General features: G+C 35.2%; 16 protein-coding genes. 4 read left to right on the top strand and 12 right to left on the bottom strand.

Features of this window, described 5'->3' with window-relative positions; all coding sequences use genetic code 11:
- Positions 1-102 precede the first annotated feature (102 nt).
- The 3 genes from R2R35_RS18990 to R2R35_RS18980 all read left to right on the top strand — a co-directional run bounded on the left by R2R35_RS18990 (position 103) and on the right by R2R35_RS18980 (position 1,853).
- Complete coding sequence (locus R2R35_RS18990; RefSeq protein WP_331670160.1) at positions 103-549, top strand: DMT family transporter; 447 nt, start codon at positions 103-105, stop codon at positions 547-549.
- Between the two features lie 19 nt (positions 550-568).
- Entirely contained in the window at positions 569-1,153 is a 585-nt protein-coding gene (locus R2R35_RS18985; protein WP_317731400.1) for a TIGR00730 family Rossman fold protein, read from the top strand.
- A 154-nt stretch (positions 1,154-1,307) separates the two neighbouring features.
- Entirely contained in the window at positions 1,308-1,853 is a 546-nt protein-coding gene (locus tag R2R35_RS18980) for a GNAT family N-acetyltransferase (RefSeq protein ID WP_317731399.1), read from the top strand.
- Positions 1,854-1,978: 125 nt separating this feature from the next.
- Here R2R35_RS18980 and R2R35_RS18975 read toward each other — a convergent pair whose 3' ends face one another.
- From R2R35_RS18975 to fliB, 6 genes are all read right to left on the bottom strand, one after another.
- On the bottom strand, positions 1,979-2,290 hold the full coding sequence (locus tag R2R35_RS18975; RefSeq protein ID WP_317731398.1) for a hypothetical protein: 312 nt from the start codon (positions 2,288-2,290) through the stop codon (positions 1,979-1,981).
- A 171-nt stretch (positions 2,291-2,461) separates the two neighbouring features.
- Entirely contained in the window at positions 2,462-2,842 is a 381-nt protein-coding gene (locus R2R35_RS18970; protein WP_317734819.1) for a suppressor of fused domain protein, read from the bottom strand.
- Between the two features lie 47 nt (positions 2,843-2,889).
- Positions 2,890-3,033: a hypothetical protein gene (locus tag R2R35_RS18965; RefSeq protein WP_317731397.1), complete on the bottom strand. Its 144-nt coding sequence runs from the start codon at positions 3,031-3,033 to the stop codon at positions 2,890-2,892.
- A 275-nt stretch (positions 3,034-3,308) separates the two neighbouring features.
- Positions 3,309-3,836, bottom strand: a complete 528-nt coding sequence (locus tag R2R35_RS18960) for a hypothetical protein (protein ID WP_317731396.1) — start codon at positions 3,834-3,836, stop codon at positions 3,309-3,311.
- Between the two features lie 12 nt (positions 3,837-3,848).
- Positions 3,849-4,451, bottom strand: coding sequence for a TetR/AcrR family transcriptional regulator (locus tag R2R35_RS18955; RefSeq protein ID WP_317731395.1), 603 nt, complete (start codon positions 4,449-4,451; stop codon positions 3,849-3,851).
- Between the two features lie 449 nt (positions 4,452-4,900).
- Positions 4,901-6,034 carry a flagellin lysine-N-methylase gene (fliB, locus tag R2R35_RS18950; RefSeq protein WP_317731394.1) on the bottom strand — a complete coding sequence of 378 codons (1,134 nt, stop codon included), beginning with the start codon at positions 6,032-6,034 and terminating at the stop codon, positions 4,901-4,903.
- A 700-nt stretch (positions 6,035-6,734) separates the two neighbouring features.
- Between fliB and R2R35_RS18945 the strand changes: the two genes are divergently transcribed.
- Entirely contained in the window at positions 6,735-7,616 is an 882-nt protein-coding gene (locus R2R35_RS18945; RefSeq protein WP_317731393.1) for an SH3 domain-containing protein, read from the top strand.
- Positions 7,617-8,344: 728 nt separating this feature from the next.
- Here the strand turns inward: R2R35_RS18945 and R2R35_RS18940 are convergent.
- From R2R35_RS18940 to R2R35_RS18915, 6 genes are all read right to left on the bottom strand, one after another.
- Positions 8,345-9,031 carry an SH3 domain-containing protein gene (locus R2R35_RS18940; RefSeq protein WP_317731392.1) on the bottom strand — a complete coding sequence of 229 codons (687 nt, stop codon included), beginning with the start codon at positions 9,029-9,031 and terminating at the stop codon, positions 8,345-8,347.
- A gap of 115 nt (positions 9,032-9,146) precedes the next feature.
- Entirely contained in the window at positions 9,147-10,283 is a 1,137-nt protein-coding gene (locus R2R35_RS18935) for a hypothetical protein (protein ID WP_317731391.1), read from the bottom strand.
- Positions 10,280-10,813, bottom strand: coding sequence for a toll/interleukin-1 receptor domain-containing protein (locus R2R35_RS18930; RefSeq protein ID WP_317731390.1), 534 nt, complete (start codon positions 10,811-10,813; stop codon positions 10,280-10,282). Before R2R35_RS18930 ends, R2R35_RS18935 begins: the two co-directional genes overlap by 4 nt.
- A gap of 465 nt (positions 10,814-11,278) precedes the next feature.
- On the bottom strand, positions 11,279-13,198 hold the full coding sequence (gene rlmD, locus R2R35_RS18925; RefSeq protein ID WP_317731389.1) for a 23S rRNA (uracil(1939)-C(5))-methyltransferase RlmD: 1,920 nt from the start codon (positions 13,196-13,198) through the stop codon (positions 11,279-11,281).
- Between the two features lie 41 nt (positions 13,199-13,239).
- A complete protein-coding gene (locus R2R35_RS18920; RefSeq protein WP_317731388.1) occupies positions 13,240-14,187 on the bottom strand; it encodes a radical SAM protein in 948 nt (315 codons plus the stop codon).
- 703 nt (positions 14,188-14,890) lie between these two features.
- Positions 14,891-17,410 (bottom strand): CoA-disulfide reductase, encoded by a 2,520-nt coding sequence (locus R2R35_RS18915; protein ID WP_317731387.1) that lies wholly within the window; start codon positions 17,408-17,410, stop codon positions 14,891-14,893.
- Between the last annotated feature and the right edge of the window lie 100 nt (positions 17,411-17,510).

The following is a 17,510-nucleotide window of genomic DNA, read 5'->3' as shown; positions in this document are numbered from 1 at the left end:
TCCACGTAATTTTTATTATTTTTCTTATAGCTGTTAAATGATTATAATAGGCAATAAGATTTAATTCAAGCAATTGAATATGCAAAGGAGGTGTACATCATATTGTTCTATTATCTATTATCATTTATCTCAGGTATCTTTTTATCATTACAGGTAGGTATTAACGGCCAACTTCGCAAGACTGTTGGAAGCCCTGTTTTATCTTCCTTTATCAGTTTTTTTATAGGTGCCTTATGCCTTGGCAGCATCTTTTGTATTGGTGTATTAAATAATACTGATACAGTATCTTTTCAATCCGTGAAAAATATTCGCTGGTGGATGTTAACCGATGGCGTTCTTGGAGCTTTTTATATTTTTTCGACCATATTTGTATCACCCAAAATCGGTTTTGGAAACATGTTTTGTCTTGTGATATGCGGTCAATTACTACTATCCATTTTGATTGATCACTTTGGCCTGCTCGGAAATGAAATTCACTCTATTAACTTATTTCGAATATTTGGTGTTATTCTACTAATATCCGGTGTTTATTTGATACAAAAAAAGTAATATAATTAAGGAGGTCTTTATGAAAAAAATATGTGTTTATTCTGGATCAAATTTAGGAAATCACCCTTCCTATCATGCTCTTGCCACTGAGCTTGGTACTATCTTAGCTCAGAAAAAAATTGAACTAGTCTACGGCGGATCAAATGTAGGTTTAATGGGTGCCATTGCAGACCGGGTTCTACAATGTGGCGGAAAGGTCACTGGTGTTATGCCAAAGAATCTATTCCCAAATGAAATTATTCATCCTGCTCTTACAAAATTAATAGAAGTAAATGATATGCATGAAAGAAAAAAAAACATGTTTGAATTATCTGACGGCTTTATTGCTCTCCCTGGAGGCATAGGAACATATGAAGAAGTATTTGAGATTCTTAGTTGGGCTCAGATTGGTATTCATCACAAACCTGTCGGTTTTTTAAATGCAGAAGATTTTTTTAGTCCATTATTCCGCTTGTTACAGCACACTGTTCATGCGGGTTTTATGAATCCGAAGAATCTGTCATTATTTCGTTATTCTTCTGACCCACTGACTCTTGTAGAAGAGCTGGAATTATATGAGCCACCTGTACTTGCTACCAAATGGCTCGAATTAAATCAAAAGTAAATAAACTCACGGCAGAATTAAAAATAATATCATGAATATCGTTACTTTACCCAACTTTCCACCAGAAATAGAGGGTGAAAAAGATTCCTACTTAAAAAATTAATTTTAACACATATTAAAGCATAGTGATGACATCAAAAAATGGAGGTACTAAGTGCATACAGTATATGAAACAGAACATTTATTATTAAAGCCCTCCCATATCTCATATTCCGATATGGTTGTAGATTATTGCTTAAGAAACAAGGTATTTTTAGAAGAATGGGAACCAGTGAGAGAGGTTGAATTCTATACAAGAGAATACCAGTTAAAACAACTATGCAATGATATGGAAGACAAGAATTCATTTCGACTTTGGATATTCAAAAAAGAGAATGAGGAAAAAATCATTGGGTGCTTGAGTTTTACAAATATTATGAGAGGAGCCTTTCTGTCCTGTTTTCTTGGTTATAAGTTAGACGAGCAGGAAATCAATCATGGATATATGACGGAATCGCTTAAGAAAGGAACAGAAATCATGTTCCAGGATTTTGGACTTCATCGGATTGAAGCAAATATCATGCCTAAAAACAAGCGTTCCTTAAGAGTAGCAGAAAAAGCCGGATTTTACAATGAAGGACTTTCTTATAAATATTTAAAAATAAATGGAAAATGGGAGGATCATATCCACATGGTTCTTTTAAATGAGCCTTCTTTGTAATTATTATTAGGTTGATTACTTTTGGCTTTCACCATAGATAAATTGAAATCATTAACGATAATTTATCAGAAATAAGTTGTCATTAAGGGAACTTTTCAGGAAATCAAAAAATATCCAGTTGAGAATTAAGGAAAAACAAGTCTACAATTTTCCAACTCATCGGTATCTTTTTCTGAAATATATATTTCTGCTGACAGAGATAAATCATTCTCTATAATTTTTTCCTCTCTGAACAGCTTAATAATCATGGGATAGGTACTAATTGCCGATTCTGTTTTAAGCCAAAGTCCCAAAGCATTATTTTCCAGATAGTCATATCCGTTATCTTGAACCAAACCATTGGATACTTCTTCTATACGGTCTGGAACAAGGTAACGTAAATCTATATCTGCATTTTCAAGTTTTCCCGGATATAGCTTAATAATAATGGTTTGCATATTTCATCTCCTTTTTCTATTAATTAACAGTTCATTGAAGCTGGTATAATAATAATCCATATATTTTTCTTTTGCTAGAATATTTGATTCAGAGAAACTTCATACGCTAAAACAAGATGCTAATTGAAGCTAGTAGCCACTTGTTAACCAACAAACAGCTTGCTATAGTAATTACAATATAGACTTTCGCTCAATGTCAAATATTTGTATCTTTTTTTGCTCGAATAATTTCTCAAGCATCTCCGTTCCTTTTTCCTGTGCAAATAAATACTCGTTCTCCGATATTGGAACCGCCAGTAACCACGCTACTTTTTTATCTGGGAATTCAAGTGTCTTAATATCTTCCCATAAAAAAGGTGTTACAAAGAGTACATGCTTCATCTGACTATCAGGAAAATACATTTCTATAATATCCCGAAATATTTTTCCATGAAAAATAGAAAACTTTGAGTTAATAATATAAAATGCACAGGTAGCTAACAAATTAGGATATTGATTAAACTTAGCCGCACATGCTCCAACGATTTCAATGCGAAGTGGAGTTCCACCAATGTTATAGTCAATTGAATGATCGGATAACCCAATCGTTGAATACGATACTATGTTTCGTCCGGTCTAACCGCAGTTAGCAAATCAACGCTACTCACATTCGCATCATCCCAATACTTTGAAACATTCGGTTTCCCCCCAAATGCCTGAAGAGCAGATTTTGCTATTACCTTATTTTCATTCGAAATTCCCATAGAGCCTCCCAGTTAACCCAGATTATAATTACATTATCAGTAAAAGGCGAAGTATTATTTTATACATATCTTGTGTATTTATTATAATTATAGCAAATTATGTAATATTATCAAGAACTACAAAATCCTAAAAATTCTTGCCTAGATGATTTATTGAACGAAAGCCAGATTTTCTTGTAGTAAGACAGACTTATTTTCCCTTTTGACCATAATAGTTCATCCTTATTATCGTCTCACCATGTGTTTTACTAATTCCAAAAGCAACATACCAAATTCTAATAAGATTTAGGTTCACTAAAAATGCATTTATATTGTTTTGAAACTCTCTTTATAAATAAAAAGATATTAAATATCGCAATACTTCCAAATATAATTCTAAATGGAATATCTGAAGTCTGTAACCCAGTCCTTATTCCATTGAGATCTCCTCCTCCGTCAACAAACAATGATAGTACAGATAAATAAATCGGGTCAAGTAGCATAAAACATAATGTGATATAATAAAAAGTAATCAACAACGCTCTGCTTTTTAGTTTATAAACAATTGGTGATAGCGCTAATATGTACCCGATTAATATAGTTACAATACTGCTTAGCCCATTAAATAAAGCCAATCTTATCCCGTCAAGTCCTTTGTCAGTAACAATCTGGATACCCCAAATTCCAACAAACCGTATTCTCTCAAAAACGTCAAATGATAATGCGAACAATAAATGTGTTCCTTCATGAATGATATAATAACAGATAATAGCTATGAAAATACCTGCCCACTGTTTCATTGACTTTAACATTCTACTTTTCATATCAATCTCCTTTTATTTTAGGTATAATTCAAAAAACTCTTGGATATGCTTTTGAATTAACTTTAAAGCCTCATCCAATTTTTCTGTGCAAGTGTCATATCGAAAAAGAAGTAGAAAGACAGGCGAATAAAAGTGAAGTGCCATTATCTCAGGATCAGTGCCGCCTATTCTTCCCTCATGAATTAACTGCCTAAAAACTTCGGTTTGATAACGCAATGTTTTTTCTATAAACATCTCAGTAAACATGGTATTTAATTCCATGCTCCTGTATTGTTCAATAATCATCATCTTACGGAATTTAGACAATATCTCATCCGTCAGATAAAAAGAAAATAGCCTGCAGTAAATTTTCTGTATAAGATCTATGGAAAAATTGGTATCATCAGATACTTCCTGCCCAGCGGTATTAATAAGTTCCTGCTGAAATTCATTTATCCGCTCAGCCGATATATGAATAATTGTATCAAATATTTCTTGTTTATTTTTATAATGCTTATATATAGCACTTTCTCGTATTCCAATGGCTTTGGTAATATCTCTTACAGATACGCTACTATAACCATGTACGGAAAAAAGAGATAGTGCCTCACTCAAAATTCTTTCTTTTGTCGACATATAATTCTCCTTTTTAGGCAAATTGGTGAACAGTTGTTAACCATAATTATAGTTAACGACTGTTCACCTGTCAATATAAATCTTATAATACTTTCATTAATTCACAACTAAAGCCTTGAAACTATCTCAAGGCTTGTTTATAGATTACTATTTAATATTAATCTCAATATTTATCTTATAATTCACTGTATATTTTCGAATTGATAACGCAACCGTCTCTACATGCCATGAAGAACTAATAAAGATGACTATTGAACCTAGTAGGGCCTTGGCGGCAAGATACCTTTCATAAAAACTTCTCACAGGTCCTTCTCTTAAAAATAATTTAACTTAACCAAATAGTAGATCATTACTTTAATCTGGTTTTCAATGAATAACTGCTATTCATCTCCTCTTAAATATATTGGTACGTTCTCTAAGTAATGGCTGGTGATATCAAATTATTCACCTTATTCTGCTCCAATAAGCAAAGCAAAATATCCCCATTCCCATATTAAATTTTCAAAGCTTTTATCCAGATATTCACAGATATCTTCTTGGTCATATCCCATCATTCTTGATATAACAACAATATAATTGCGTACCATCGTATAAGACAGTTTTTCTTGTTCATCAAGTAACCAGCTTAGAAAGATTGAGTGCCTCATTATGGAATATTCCATAGTAATCCACTGAATCATAACAACTATACTTTCCAAATCCGATTCTGGCATCAGACAATTTGAGAAAATTTCAACAACAAGGTAATTTCGAAATAACTTTTCATAAGAAGAAAACAGCTTTTGGAATTTCTGTAATTGTACGGTCATTTTACGCTTATCATAATCTCTCGATAAGTTTTCCGCTATCATAGCTATTGGTTCCAGATAGCTGGTATATAGCCCTTGCTTACGATAATTTTCAGCTATGTCTAAAAAAAGTTCATTATTTTCTTCAAAAGTATCTAAACTTAGAAATTGCATGTTATCTATAGTATCTGATAATTCTTTTAAAACAGTTTTGTCCTTATATTTGTCTATCTCTTTTATTAATGCAGCTTCGTTTTGATGAATATCCAGAAGAATATAAAAAATAATCATCAAACTTTTTGAGATAGAAAATTGCTGATTTTGCATAATAGTAATCATCATAGTTCGAAGCTGCAGCAAAATGTCTTCCTCTATATCAAACATATTCGTAAAACAAATTTTATCCTGCTGATTTATCAAATCCACAACTTCTGGGCAGCAGGATACCAAAGAGTATTCTTTTCTATCTGCAAATTCGTGTAACTGCCTTGGGAAAATCGCACAGGTCTCAGATAAAACTTCATCTCCAAAATTCAATACTAGATTGCAAAGTTTCTGTTCATTTAAAAAAGGACACTGCTTCTGTTCATTCAATGCAATGACACGTGTATCATCTTTTTGCTTTACATATTGATCTAAACAACTATTGTTCTGCTTTGTTAAGCTTAAGCGATTCCAATTTTTATAAGTATCATCATCTACTACAATCTTCCATTCTTGACAACAAGTAAATGAACACTTATCTGCAATACAGGTAAAATTGTCATAGAAGTCCGTTTTGATTTCTTTCTTCATATTCATCTCCTAAAGTACACTGACAAAGTCATTTTGTATACCACTAATTTTCTCAGTGCTTCATATAAATCTAGTATATAACTAATTTATTGTTTTTTCAAATAAACCATTGGCTGTGATTGTTCCAATAATTGCTCATGTCGCTCTCATTTTCTAAGCTTGTGTAGCATCCTTTTTTAAAATCTCAAAATATTGTGGTTGTGGTCTCCGTGTTCTATTTATCATTTTGACCACAACGTACCATCAGAATCACCGTCTCCACATACGATTCTTTAGCTCCAAAATTATAACACGTTAAATCAATCTGTGCGCCAGTAAAATTCAAGGAAATGTATATTGGCTCTACTCGTTCCTTCAATGAACCCGAGCTTTATTACAACTTTCAGCGCTTTTGATCTCAACGTTATAATTTTAATAGAATCCAATCAATATCTGTATTAAATGCGAAAGATTAGCTTTTAAAGGCAATAATCATAAAACATAAACTTAATCAAATAATAAGTGATACGAATGCAAGGCAGTACCAAGCGTTCCACCTTTGGATTATAGGATAAATTTAACGTAACGGTTTTTTACCGATTTTTCGTAGTTTTTCGTATAATCTTCAACTTGTAAAAACTATATAAGAGTATTATAATTTTTAATCATTAATATAATAGTAATGCTAAAAATAAGTATGTAGGAAAAGGAATTAAGTAGAATGAAAAATAAAGCAAATATTAACATAAGCGCCTTACGGTTACCTGTGTTAGCCGTCGGCCTGCTATTGTTCATGTTTATCGTTAGTCTGTTAATGGGTTCAAAAACCTGTTTTGCTGCGCAATCAGAAAAAGAATTGGAGGAAATTACAACCCTGGAAAAAGATAAGGTCTATGATTACGATTTAAACAGTGATGGTAAACCGGAGAAAATACAGTATAAACTAACTTTAGATGATGAAAAATCAACAGTTACTTTAAAGCTGTATATTAATGATAAGCTGTGTATGTCCAGAAAGGATCATGGTTTTTCCTATACCCTTCAGCTTGTTGATTTGGATAAGAGCGATAATTATCTGGATTTATACGGGTATGGAACCATGGAATCAGATTGTATCAGTTATTCCTTCTTTGCAAGGTATGATGAAAATAATCAATATCACGCAACAAAATTTAGTCCCAAAGAATTAACAAATAATTTTATTACAACTCGTTATTCCTTGGGAGCCTTAGGCGGAGATGGTAAGTTTGATTTAATGATGGATACTCCTATCTTCTCTGAGGCAATTGGCTGCTATATCTGCTATGTACCATTTCAATTAAAGGATAATGTGATTTCTTGCGTTCCAGCGAAAACCTATGCTTTTAACAAGTTCTCCAAGGAATATCAGTATAAAGCAGCTAAAAGTTTCTCTGTATATGCTACAGTCGGTTCAAAGAAGGTGGCTTATACTGTAAAAAAGGGAGAGAGGGTTACCTTTAATTCACTGTATGTAACAAAATCAGGAAAAGCTTATTTTAGAATTGTAAATAATAAGGGAAAGACCGGCTGGATTAAATCAACACAGGAGGATTTATTTATAGAATATCCGGCTTGGGGTTGATGGATATTTTTACCACAATAATAATTACAATCCCTATCAGAAATAATAACCTGATATTTATTATTTCTGATAGGAAAATATCGAATATTCTAATATATCATTCTTGTCCATAACCAGGAAATTTTCTAATTCAAATTTTTATCGAACTCCTAATATAATATAACGCATAAATATTTACACACCAATATCCACTGTTATCTCAACATTATAGCTTGCCAAATTTTTTCGAGTTAATAAAACGCACGTCTCAACGGCCTTGAGGAGATAAAAAAGATGTCGTGAAGACCCACGGGTTCCTTGGAGGAGGGATTGCTTTAAACAGTATTTATAATGCAAAACTTTAAATTTCACAACCTTTCCCAATATCTTAGCAAAAATTATTAATTGGTAACTGATAAAATAAACTTTTTCTGCTTTGCAAAATTTATTCCTGCAGATATGTTCCCTAACAGAGAAGCCACCGAATGTCATCTATACACTCAGTGGCATAATCTATTGATTCTTCTGGTGTTACCGTCTTTCCAACTTCACAACTGTCTCAACATGCCTTGAGGAGATAAAAAAGATTCCAGTTAAACCTATTTCCCCCTTGGCATTAAGATATATTTCAAAATAAACCGCCTATAGTGTAATCATCCATAGAATTAATATGAATGTTACTGATAGCAATTTTTTGATCTATGATATGGTAAAAATAACTATTTTGCATAAAAAGATCATTTATGTATTTAAACATAAAATTCTGTATTGTCATACTGTTTAGGGTATAGATAGAACAGTCTCGTCCATCCTTCTATTCCATTTGGTGTTATAACTTTGACCCAAGGTTCTATACTACCATTACCCATCTCTGAAAAAATTAACATACCAGACCAAACAACAGTATCGCCATTATATAACCGATCTAGTTCAATGGAATTCTTTGCTGAGGGAGCATCTCTTACAAGTAAAGAACTCTTAAGCCCTGAAACAACGAGTGTAATAGGGGACACTTCCGACTCTTCTGAAATCTCCTGTGCAGCTTGTATATCATGATTCAAAGAGACAGTTTCTGCCTTATTGTACCAACCACATTTTTCAACTAAATTAATAAGTGTACTTTCATACTGAAGATAAACGTATTCTCCCTTTCGATAAATATTTGTTTCAACCTTTATTAATGAGGGAAATGTAATAGCAGCGACACAAACAACATAAACCAATAAGGATTTCCATAAACGCATCTTTTTAGGGAAGTGCCATGCTTTATTCCAACGCAATAGCACAGAGTCTATTTTCGCCCCTAATTGAGACAGTAAATTATCTATTTTATAAAAGCTTATCCCTAATTTTTTATGAAGTGCTGCTACAGGAATTTCAATCACCCAATAAATAGCTCGAAAAACTCCTTGCAATGCGAACGGAATTATAGACAAAATCCAAAGTATCCATTTTCCAAAAATCCTTCAAATCACAAAAATAATGAAAAATAATAAAATGGCTACACGCAAAAAAAGGGTAGTGATATAAAACTATCTATTATTAAATTCATTAGTCTTGTTCCTCTTCATAAAAACTATCCATAGTAGAATCATCAAATGCTTTTGAGTTTCCTTGTCCAGAGCGTTCCACTATTTTCTGTGATTTGGTACCTACCTTTTCTAATGCTGGAGTAACTAGAGATTTAGCCTCACTATCAGTGAGGAAGCCTTTCTCACGCAATTCTTCTAGACGTTTCACTTGATCATCAAAATTTGAATTTTCGTATTCCTTGATTTTTATTATAGCTTCAGCTTCTGTTAACTTACCTTCTACAATCTCTGTCTTAATTGCTTCCTCATAGCTCTTTGCAAGAAATTCAAGCTGCTTTCTAGCTTTATTCTTTAGTTCCATATCAAGTTGCTGTGTACTTTGTTTATACACGTACCTTTGTGCATCCTTACCAGGTTTAGCATCAACGGCAGAGATTTGGTAACCAAAACCCGTAGATTCATCGGTGTTGCTATATGGAGACAATTTTTCTGTCAATTCGGCATCCAATCCATCAAAGTCTAAAATACTATAGCGCCGTGTTATTCTTCTAACATCGAGTGAAAGTAAATTATTAAAGTACGCATCAACGTCTAAATTCTTATTCCCATATAATAGTATAGGATTTTTTACTTGAATTACAGCCTTGACATATACGTCAAAGGAATAGGCCGTTTCCTTACTGGATGAATTAAGTGTAATTTCTTTTGTGTAAGGCAATGTAGCTATTTCAACAAGCCGTGTATATTTTCCTTGCCTAATTTGCTTTGCCGTTGTATGCTCATCGACGATGATATCATCAGTAGTTCCACCAGTAAGTATAAAAGCTGAACCACGTTTCCTGAAATTCGGTATTTGAGGAAAAAATCCATTTTGATAAACGGAATCTTTTAAAATCAGCTTACGCAAGTTATAGCTTATATTTTCAGGAGACTCAAGGTTGACTGTATCTACACTTGGGATATAAGTATTCAAAGTATCCAAATTTTGTATGAACACCTGGAATTGGGCAGTATTATCAGTTGCATTAAATACATTAGCATTATGCTTACGCTTATTTTGTGCTAAGCCATCGGCATTATCAATAGCTTCATTATCACTAGAATCCTCTTCCTTCATATCTTCTATTTTTTCATTTTTTCCATCCTTTAGGTTCATAAGTCTATATTTCCGTTCAATTGTTGAATAAATATTTGCTTTTCAGCTGTATTCCCTCTAACATTCATCGTATTTTCTGATGTTACAGCTGAAGAATTCTTTTTATCCATGAACTCTGCATTTTTTATTTTTGCAGAAAGATGACTTGCAATTGCCGCAGGATTATCCGACTTAAAGTAGTTAGTGCTTCTCGGATCAAACATGTCTGGGGGTAATGGTGTTCCATCAAGATAGATGGGTATTACCTTCCCATCGCTACTATGCTTAGTAAAAGCAATATTAGCTTCTTCCATCGGAACATCTTTGAGGATATAGTTTTTAGAAACAAATAAAGCTACATACTCCGATTTCATCCCAAAGATACTATAAAATACTTCACGTTGATTTTCCCCACTAAGCAATGCTTGACACTCTGATGAGGGCGCAAAAAATACAGATATATTTTCAGCTTTCAAATAATGATACACTTTTTCCACCAGCTTCTGTTCTTCTGTTGCAAAGGATAATGCAATTTTAAATTTGTGATTCATTCCTATCCTCCTATTCATATATTATTAAAAGTAATTTTATCTCAACTTTCTAATCAATCCTACCATTAAGTCTCCAACATGCTTTGATGGCTACACCAACTTCGAATAAAAGCTGTATTATAAATGTAATGGAAGTTTTTATAGTTGAGTTCTGTTGGCCCCTTTTGGGTTTAGCTTAATCCTTCTCCTGATATGAGTCATTAAGCCGCACAATTACTATTATTTTGTTTCTTCTGGATACTGATTTTTTCATCAATTAACGAGAACCTTAATAAAATTATTGACTAGGATAGAAAGTACATTGCTTGACCTTGGATATTTGAGATTTCAACTTGTTGCAAGTCTTCAAAATTCCATATTATTACCATCACCATTATATACCAATAATTTATAAGTTTCAAAGTATTTATCTATTTTTCTACAGCAGAGTGCACCCATTAATAAATGGGTGCACTCTGCTATAATCTATTTTGTTCTATTAAGCAAACAAACTGTTTCTGTATGATTCGTCCAAGGAAACATATCCACTGGTACCAGTTTTTTAGCCTTATACCCTTTCTTCGTCAAATACGCTACATCCCGCTCTAATGTAACCGGATTGCAAGATATATATACCACTCTCTCTGGCTTTAATACTGTTAGTGAATCCAGGAAGCTCTCATCACTTCCAGCTCTGGGAGGATCCATGAACACTACATCTATCTTCTCTTCCTGAGCTGCCAACTGGGAGATAAACTCACTGGCATCTTTTTGATAGAATTGAATATTTGAAACCTGATTTCTTTTAGCATTCACCTTAGCATCTGCTACTGCATCCTTATTCAACTCCACACCGATAACTTTATCCGCTTTATCCGATGCAATGAGTCCGATTGTTCCAGTTCCGCAATAGGCATCCAATACCGTTTCCTTACCGGTCAGCCCTGCCATTTCAATTGCTTTACGGTAAAGTATCTCTGTTTGCTGAGGGTTTACCTGATAGAAGGATTTCGGAGAAATACGGAACACTTTATCACAGAGGGAATCCTCTATAAATCCTTTTCCATAAATAGCCTGCTCTTTTTCTCCCAGTACCATACTGGTATTCTTGTCATTTACATTTACAACGATAGTCGATATTTCAGGATGAAGTTTTCTTAAGGCTTTTACAAAGTTGTTCTTAGACGGGAAGATTGGTGAGCCGATTACAAGCACCACCATGATTTCTTTGCTGTGATACCCTGTTCGTATCAGGACATGTCGTAACAGGCCATATCCGGTGTCCTCATCATAAGTCTTTATCTTAAAGGATTTTAATAAGCCTCTGATGGATGCAATGACTTCATCTGCCTTTTCATTATGGATAAGACAACTTTCTATGGCAATAACACGGTGGGTTCCTTCTTCGTAAACACCGGAAATTGCATTTCCTCTGCGGTCATGGTCAAAGACTACATGTACCTTGTTTCTGTAATGCCTGGGATCTTCCATGCCGATAATAGGTTCAACCGGACAATAACTCTTGAGCAGTTCACTTACATACCCCTGTTTGTCTTTCAAATGCTCCTTGTAACTTTTTTCCTGAATTCTACAGCTACCGCAATCTCTTCTATGAGGACATGTTCCATCTGGTGATTTCCTGGAATTTTTCTCTTCATAGGATCTGCCACTTGCTTTTCCGTTCCTGTCCCAGCTTGTATCCTTGCCCGTCAGTTTTTGCTTCTTGTTTCCAAACTCTTTCTTATTTACCTGTAAATTACTTCTGCTCTCTGCGTATTTGGTACCTTTTCCTATTCCTCGTGTACCTTTATTGCTTGAATCTCTATACTCTGAGTTTCTATTTTCTGAGTTTCTATTTTCCCAATTTCTATCTTCTGCACTTCTATTTCCTGATTTTCTATTTTCTGAGCTTCTATTTTCTGAGTTTCTATTTTCCGCACTTCTATACTCTGAGTTTCTATTTTCCCAATTTCTATCTTCTGCACTTCTATTTCCTGATTTTCTATTTTCTGAGCTTCTATTTCCCGAACTTTTATTTTCATTGAATTTATTTGCTGAATACCTTTTTTCATTTCCTCTGGCTTCATTGCTCTTATTCTCTGTATATCTATTTTCTTTACCTCTAGCCGCTGTACCTTTATACTCCGAATAGGAAGTACCTTTACTTCTTATGGCTGCATCTTTATTCTCTGCGTATCCAGTCCCTTTTCTATTTCCACCGGCTCCTTGTAAGCCATCTCGCTTGGAAATATTTTTCTGAGTGCTATTATCACTTTTATACTCTGCCCTGTACTCTGTTTCTGCGTTTTTTCTTGCTTCATTATTTTTACGCTGACTATTCTTCTGCCCGGACCGCTTCTTCTCAGACTTTACATTCTTCTCATTACTATTGTTATACGGTTTCATTTTCTTTCCTTCCATTAAGGTTATTTCTATCGTCAATAAGTTCAAATACCCTGAGAATCAAATTCCGGAATGAAGCTTTCCAGAGCGGTATCTCCTTCTTGTATAAATCCGTTCTCTACTCCAATTTCCAGTGCGTAATCTATTAATTCGTCGTATTCCTTCTGTGTTACCTTTCGGTCAAGTTCCGGGTATGATTTCACTTGTTCTAAGGGGGTATACTGATTCATAATACTGAGATAAATTGTATCTCCATAGGTCTCATACAGATATTTTATCACCTTCTTAGAGTCCTTAAGGCCTCCTGGTAATAACAGATGTCTCACAATGACACCTTTTGTCATGATATCCTCCGAAAATTGTGCTTCTCCGGCCTGCCGCACCATCTCAGCGATGGCTTTTGACGCTGCTTCAAAGTAATCGTTGCTAAAGGAATAACGTTTTGAAAAATTTTGTCCACAATATTTCAAATCCGGAAGGAAAATATCCACATTTCCTTCCAGCAATTTAACAGTATCCACACTTTCATAACCGCTGCTATTGTATACAATTGGAATATCCAATCCCTTTTCCCTGGCAAGTCTTATGGATTTTACTATGGATGGTACGTAATGGCTGGGGGTTACCAGATTGATATTATGCGCTTTCTGTCCCTGCAATTCCAGAAATATTTCAGCCAGGCGTTCAGTGGTTATTTCTTTTCCGGTCTGGTTCCTTGAGATATTATAATTCTGACAATAAACACAGCCTAAGGAGCAACCGGTGAAAAAAACTGTTCCGGAACCGTTGGCTCCCGATATGCAGGGCTCTTCCCAGTAATGCAGGGCTGCTCTCGCTGCCGTTATAGAAGCACCCGCTCTGCAAAAGCCCAAAGTCCCCTTTCGTCTATTAACATGACAGTTTCTTGGACAAAGGATACAGTCCTCATAATAGGCTTCCTCTGATATTGCACTTACAGTATATAATTTTGTATCATTATTTGAGTTGTCCATTCCGGTTCCCCTTGCTCACCTCATCTGCCTGCAGATGGGGCAATCCCACAAATCTAGATGTGTATTTATTTCAATAATTCAGACTATCCCTTATAATAAATTATACCCACAGTTTCGTGGATTTTCACCCAGTAATCTGATATTTAATAATCAAATAATCTTATTGATTATATCTGCTTTTTATTTTTCTTACTATTAATTAAATATATAATTCTTTTATTTATATAGCTAACAATTCTTTTTTTAATAAGCTATCAATTCTTTTATTTAAAAAGTTATCAATTCTTTTATTACTGTTTAAACCATCACTTCATTATCTAACTGCTTTTTGTCACTTCTGATTACATCCATTTATTTTTTAAAATGATTTCTGTTACTTCTTACATCCAATTATTTCATAAAATGATTTCCTGTTACTTCTTAATCCATTTATTTCTCAAAATGATTTCTGTTACTTCTTACATCCAATTATTTCTTAAAATGATTTCTGTTACTTCTTGCATCCATTTATTTCTCTAACTGATTTCTGTCACTTGGCCTTCCAACACATACAAATATATTTTACCTTACTCCTTCAAAACGTGCAGAGTTTATTTTACCTTATTCGATGAATAATTACAATGAAAAAAAGCTGCTGCAATCAGTTATTGAATTTTACTGTAGTCCTGAGTAAATTCTTTAACCTATGCAGCAACTTTTGCGTTTAAATAAACAAGTTTACATTTGACTCTTCTGCTTCTCCCAGATAGTAGCCTACACCGCCAATCTTTATACCGTCTATCAGCTCCTCCTGCTTTAATCCCATCACATCCATAGACATCTGGCAGGCTACAATTTCCACTCCGCCGGCTATAGCGGTTTCAATAAGGCTTTCCAGGGAATCCACATTTTTATCCTTCATGACCTTACGAATCATCTGTGCTCCCATTCCCATCATATTCATGTTAGAGAGCTTAAGTTTCCTGCTGCCTCTTGGCATCATTCCGCCAAACATAGTATCCATGAAGCCTTTCTTCACCTTAATCTTCTTTGGCTTCCTTAATATATTCAGTCCCCAGAAGGTAAAGAACATGGTTACTTTTCTTCCCATAGAGGCAGCTCCGTTTGCTATGATAAAGGAAGCTATGGCTTTATCCAAATCACCGCTGAATACCACCATGGTCTTATTATTTTTCTCTGTGCTTGTTTGGAGTTGACTTTCAGTCTTTGTAACCTCTCCTTTTTGAATTACAGCAAGAACTTTCCCCTGTTCTTTCTTTCGCATCAGAAGTTGATTCCCGGTATTTTTACACCAGGCCTTAATATCCTCGTAAAATCCTGGATCAGAGGCAACTGCTTTGATTGTTTCTCCTTCAGTTAACTTATCAACTGCCTGTTTTACTCTAAGAAGCGGTCCGGGACAGCATAATCCTGTGGCATCCAGTGTTTCATGAATTATTATATCCTCTTCACATACCTTTGCATCCACATCTGCAGTAACTGCTATAACATTTCCGATATTGTCTTTGCCATTCTCTGCGTTGCTCTCCTCTAAATCTGCAGCCTTTACTTCTGTTCTGTCCGGCTCTCTGCTATCCTTCGTATTGTACAAGTAGTCTTTGGCACCTACATAACCACCTGTAACGTTCTGTACCTGGTATCCATGCTGTGTAAGTATTCTATCAGCGATATAGCCTCTTAACCCTACCTGGCAATATACAACTATCTTCTGTTCCTTATCCAATTCATTCAACCTGCTTCGCAGATTGTTAAGGGGAAGATTAATTGCACCTTCTACATGACCTAGTTCATATTCTTCTTCATTCCTTACATCTACCAGAAGATAATCCTCTTCACGGCCTAATACCTCCTCCCAGGTAGTGAGGTGGCTGTAACCTTTCAGTACATTTTCAGCGGCATAACCTGCCATATTAACAGGATCTTTGGCTGAAGAATATGGGGGGGCATAAGACAATTCCAGTTTTGTTAGATCCGAAACACTTCCCTTCATGCCCATAACCGCTGCTATAACGTCCATTCGCTTATCCACTCCCTCGTAACCAATCGCCTGAGCTCCAAGTATTTTCCCCTCCAGGTCAAATAGCAGCTTAAGGGAAATATTAAATGCTCCTGGATAATAGGAGGCATGGGACATGGGATGCAGATGCACCATTTTATAATCCAAACCAGCAGCCTTAAGACCTCTTTCATTGACTCCCGTTCTAGCTGCTGTCATTCCAAAGATCTTAATAATAGAAGTACCGAGAAAACCATCGAAGTGAGAAGGGATTCCTGCTATATTATCGGCAGCAATTCGTCCCTGCTTATTTGCCGGTCCTGCCAAAGCTACCGCTGCTGCCTCTCCGGTCACATAATCTACACCTTCTATGGCATCACCTACAGCATAAATATTTTTCACATTGGTTTCCATATGACCATTTACCTTGATATGTCCTCTTTCACCAAGCTCTATTCCGCTGTCCCGAAGAAAATCCGTATCCGGTCTTACTCCCATAGCAAGGATAACCAGTTCTGCTTCAAGGCTCTTGCCGCTCTTAAGCTGAACCTTAGTCTCCTGTGGTGTATCAGTAAAGGCAACTATACCGTCATTTAACTGAAGTTGAATGCCATTCTGCTCTAGCTCTCTCTCCGCTGTAACTACCATATCCCCATCAAAAGGAGCAAGAATATGAGGAGCAGCTTCCACCAGCGTCGTTTTAATTCCCCTTTCTGTCAGGTTTTCTGCCATTTCTACGCCGACAAAACCTCCTCCGATTACAATTGCGCTTTTGGGTTTCATTTCGTCTACATAAGCTTTTATCTTATCGGTATCCGGAACATTGCGAAGTGTATGGATACGGCTGCTGTTGATTCCCTCAATACCGGGTCTGAATGCTTTTGCTCCAGGTGACAGGATAAGACTGTCAAAGCTTTCTTCATATTCTCCCTGATCCCTGCTTATAACAGAAACACTCTTTTTCTTTGTATCTACCGAAATCACTTCACTGTGTATTCGAATGTCAATTCCAAAGCGTGCTTTCATAGACTCCGGTGTTTGAACCAGAAGATTCTCCCTCTCCTTAATGGTCTCACCGATATAATAAGGAAGACCACAATTAGCATAAGAGATATAACCATCCCGTTCGAACAGGATAATCTCTATGTTTTCATCGAGTCTTCTTAGCCTTGCCGCAGCAGATGCACCTCCGGCAACTCCTCCTATAATCAATACCTTTTTACTCATAATAACCTCTTTTCTAAATACCCTCTTTCTCAGGATATTTATAAACCGTTGTTGAAGAAATGTTTATAATCTCTACTTTTATAACCCTATGCACACCGCA

This window comes from Anaerocolumna sp. AGMB13020, assembly GCF_033100115.1.
Classification (GTDB): Bacteria; Bacillota; Clostridia; order Lachnospirales; family Lachnospiraceae; genus Anaerocolumna.
Note: the sequence above shows the minus strand (reverse complement) of the source record. Positions and strands in the feature narration are given on the sequence as shown.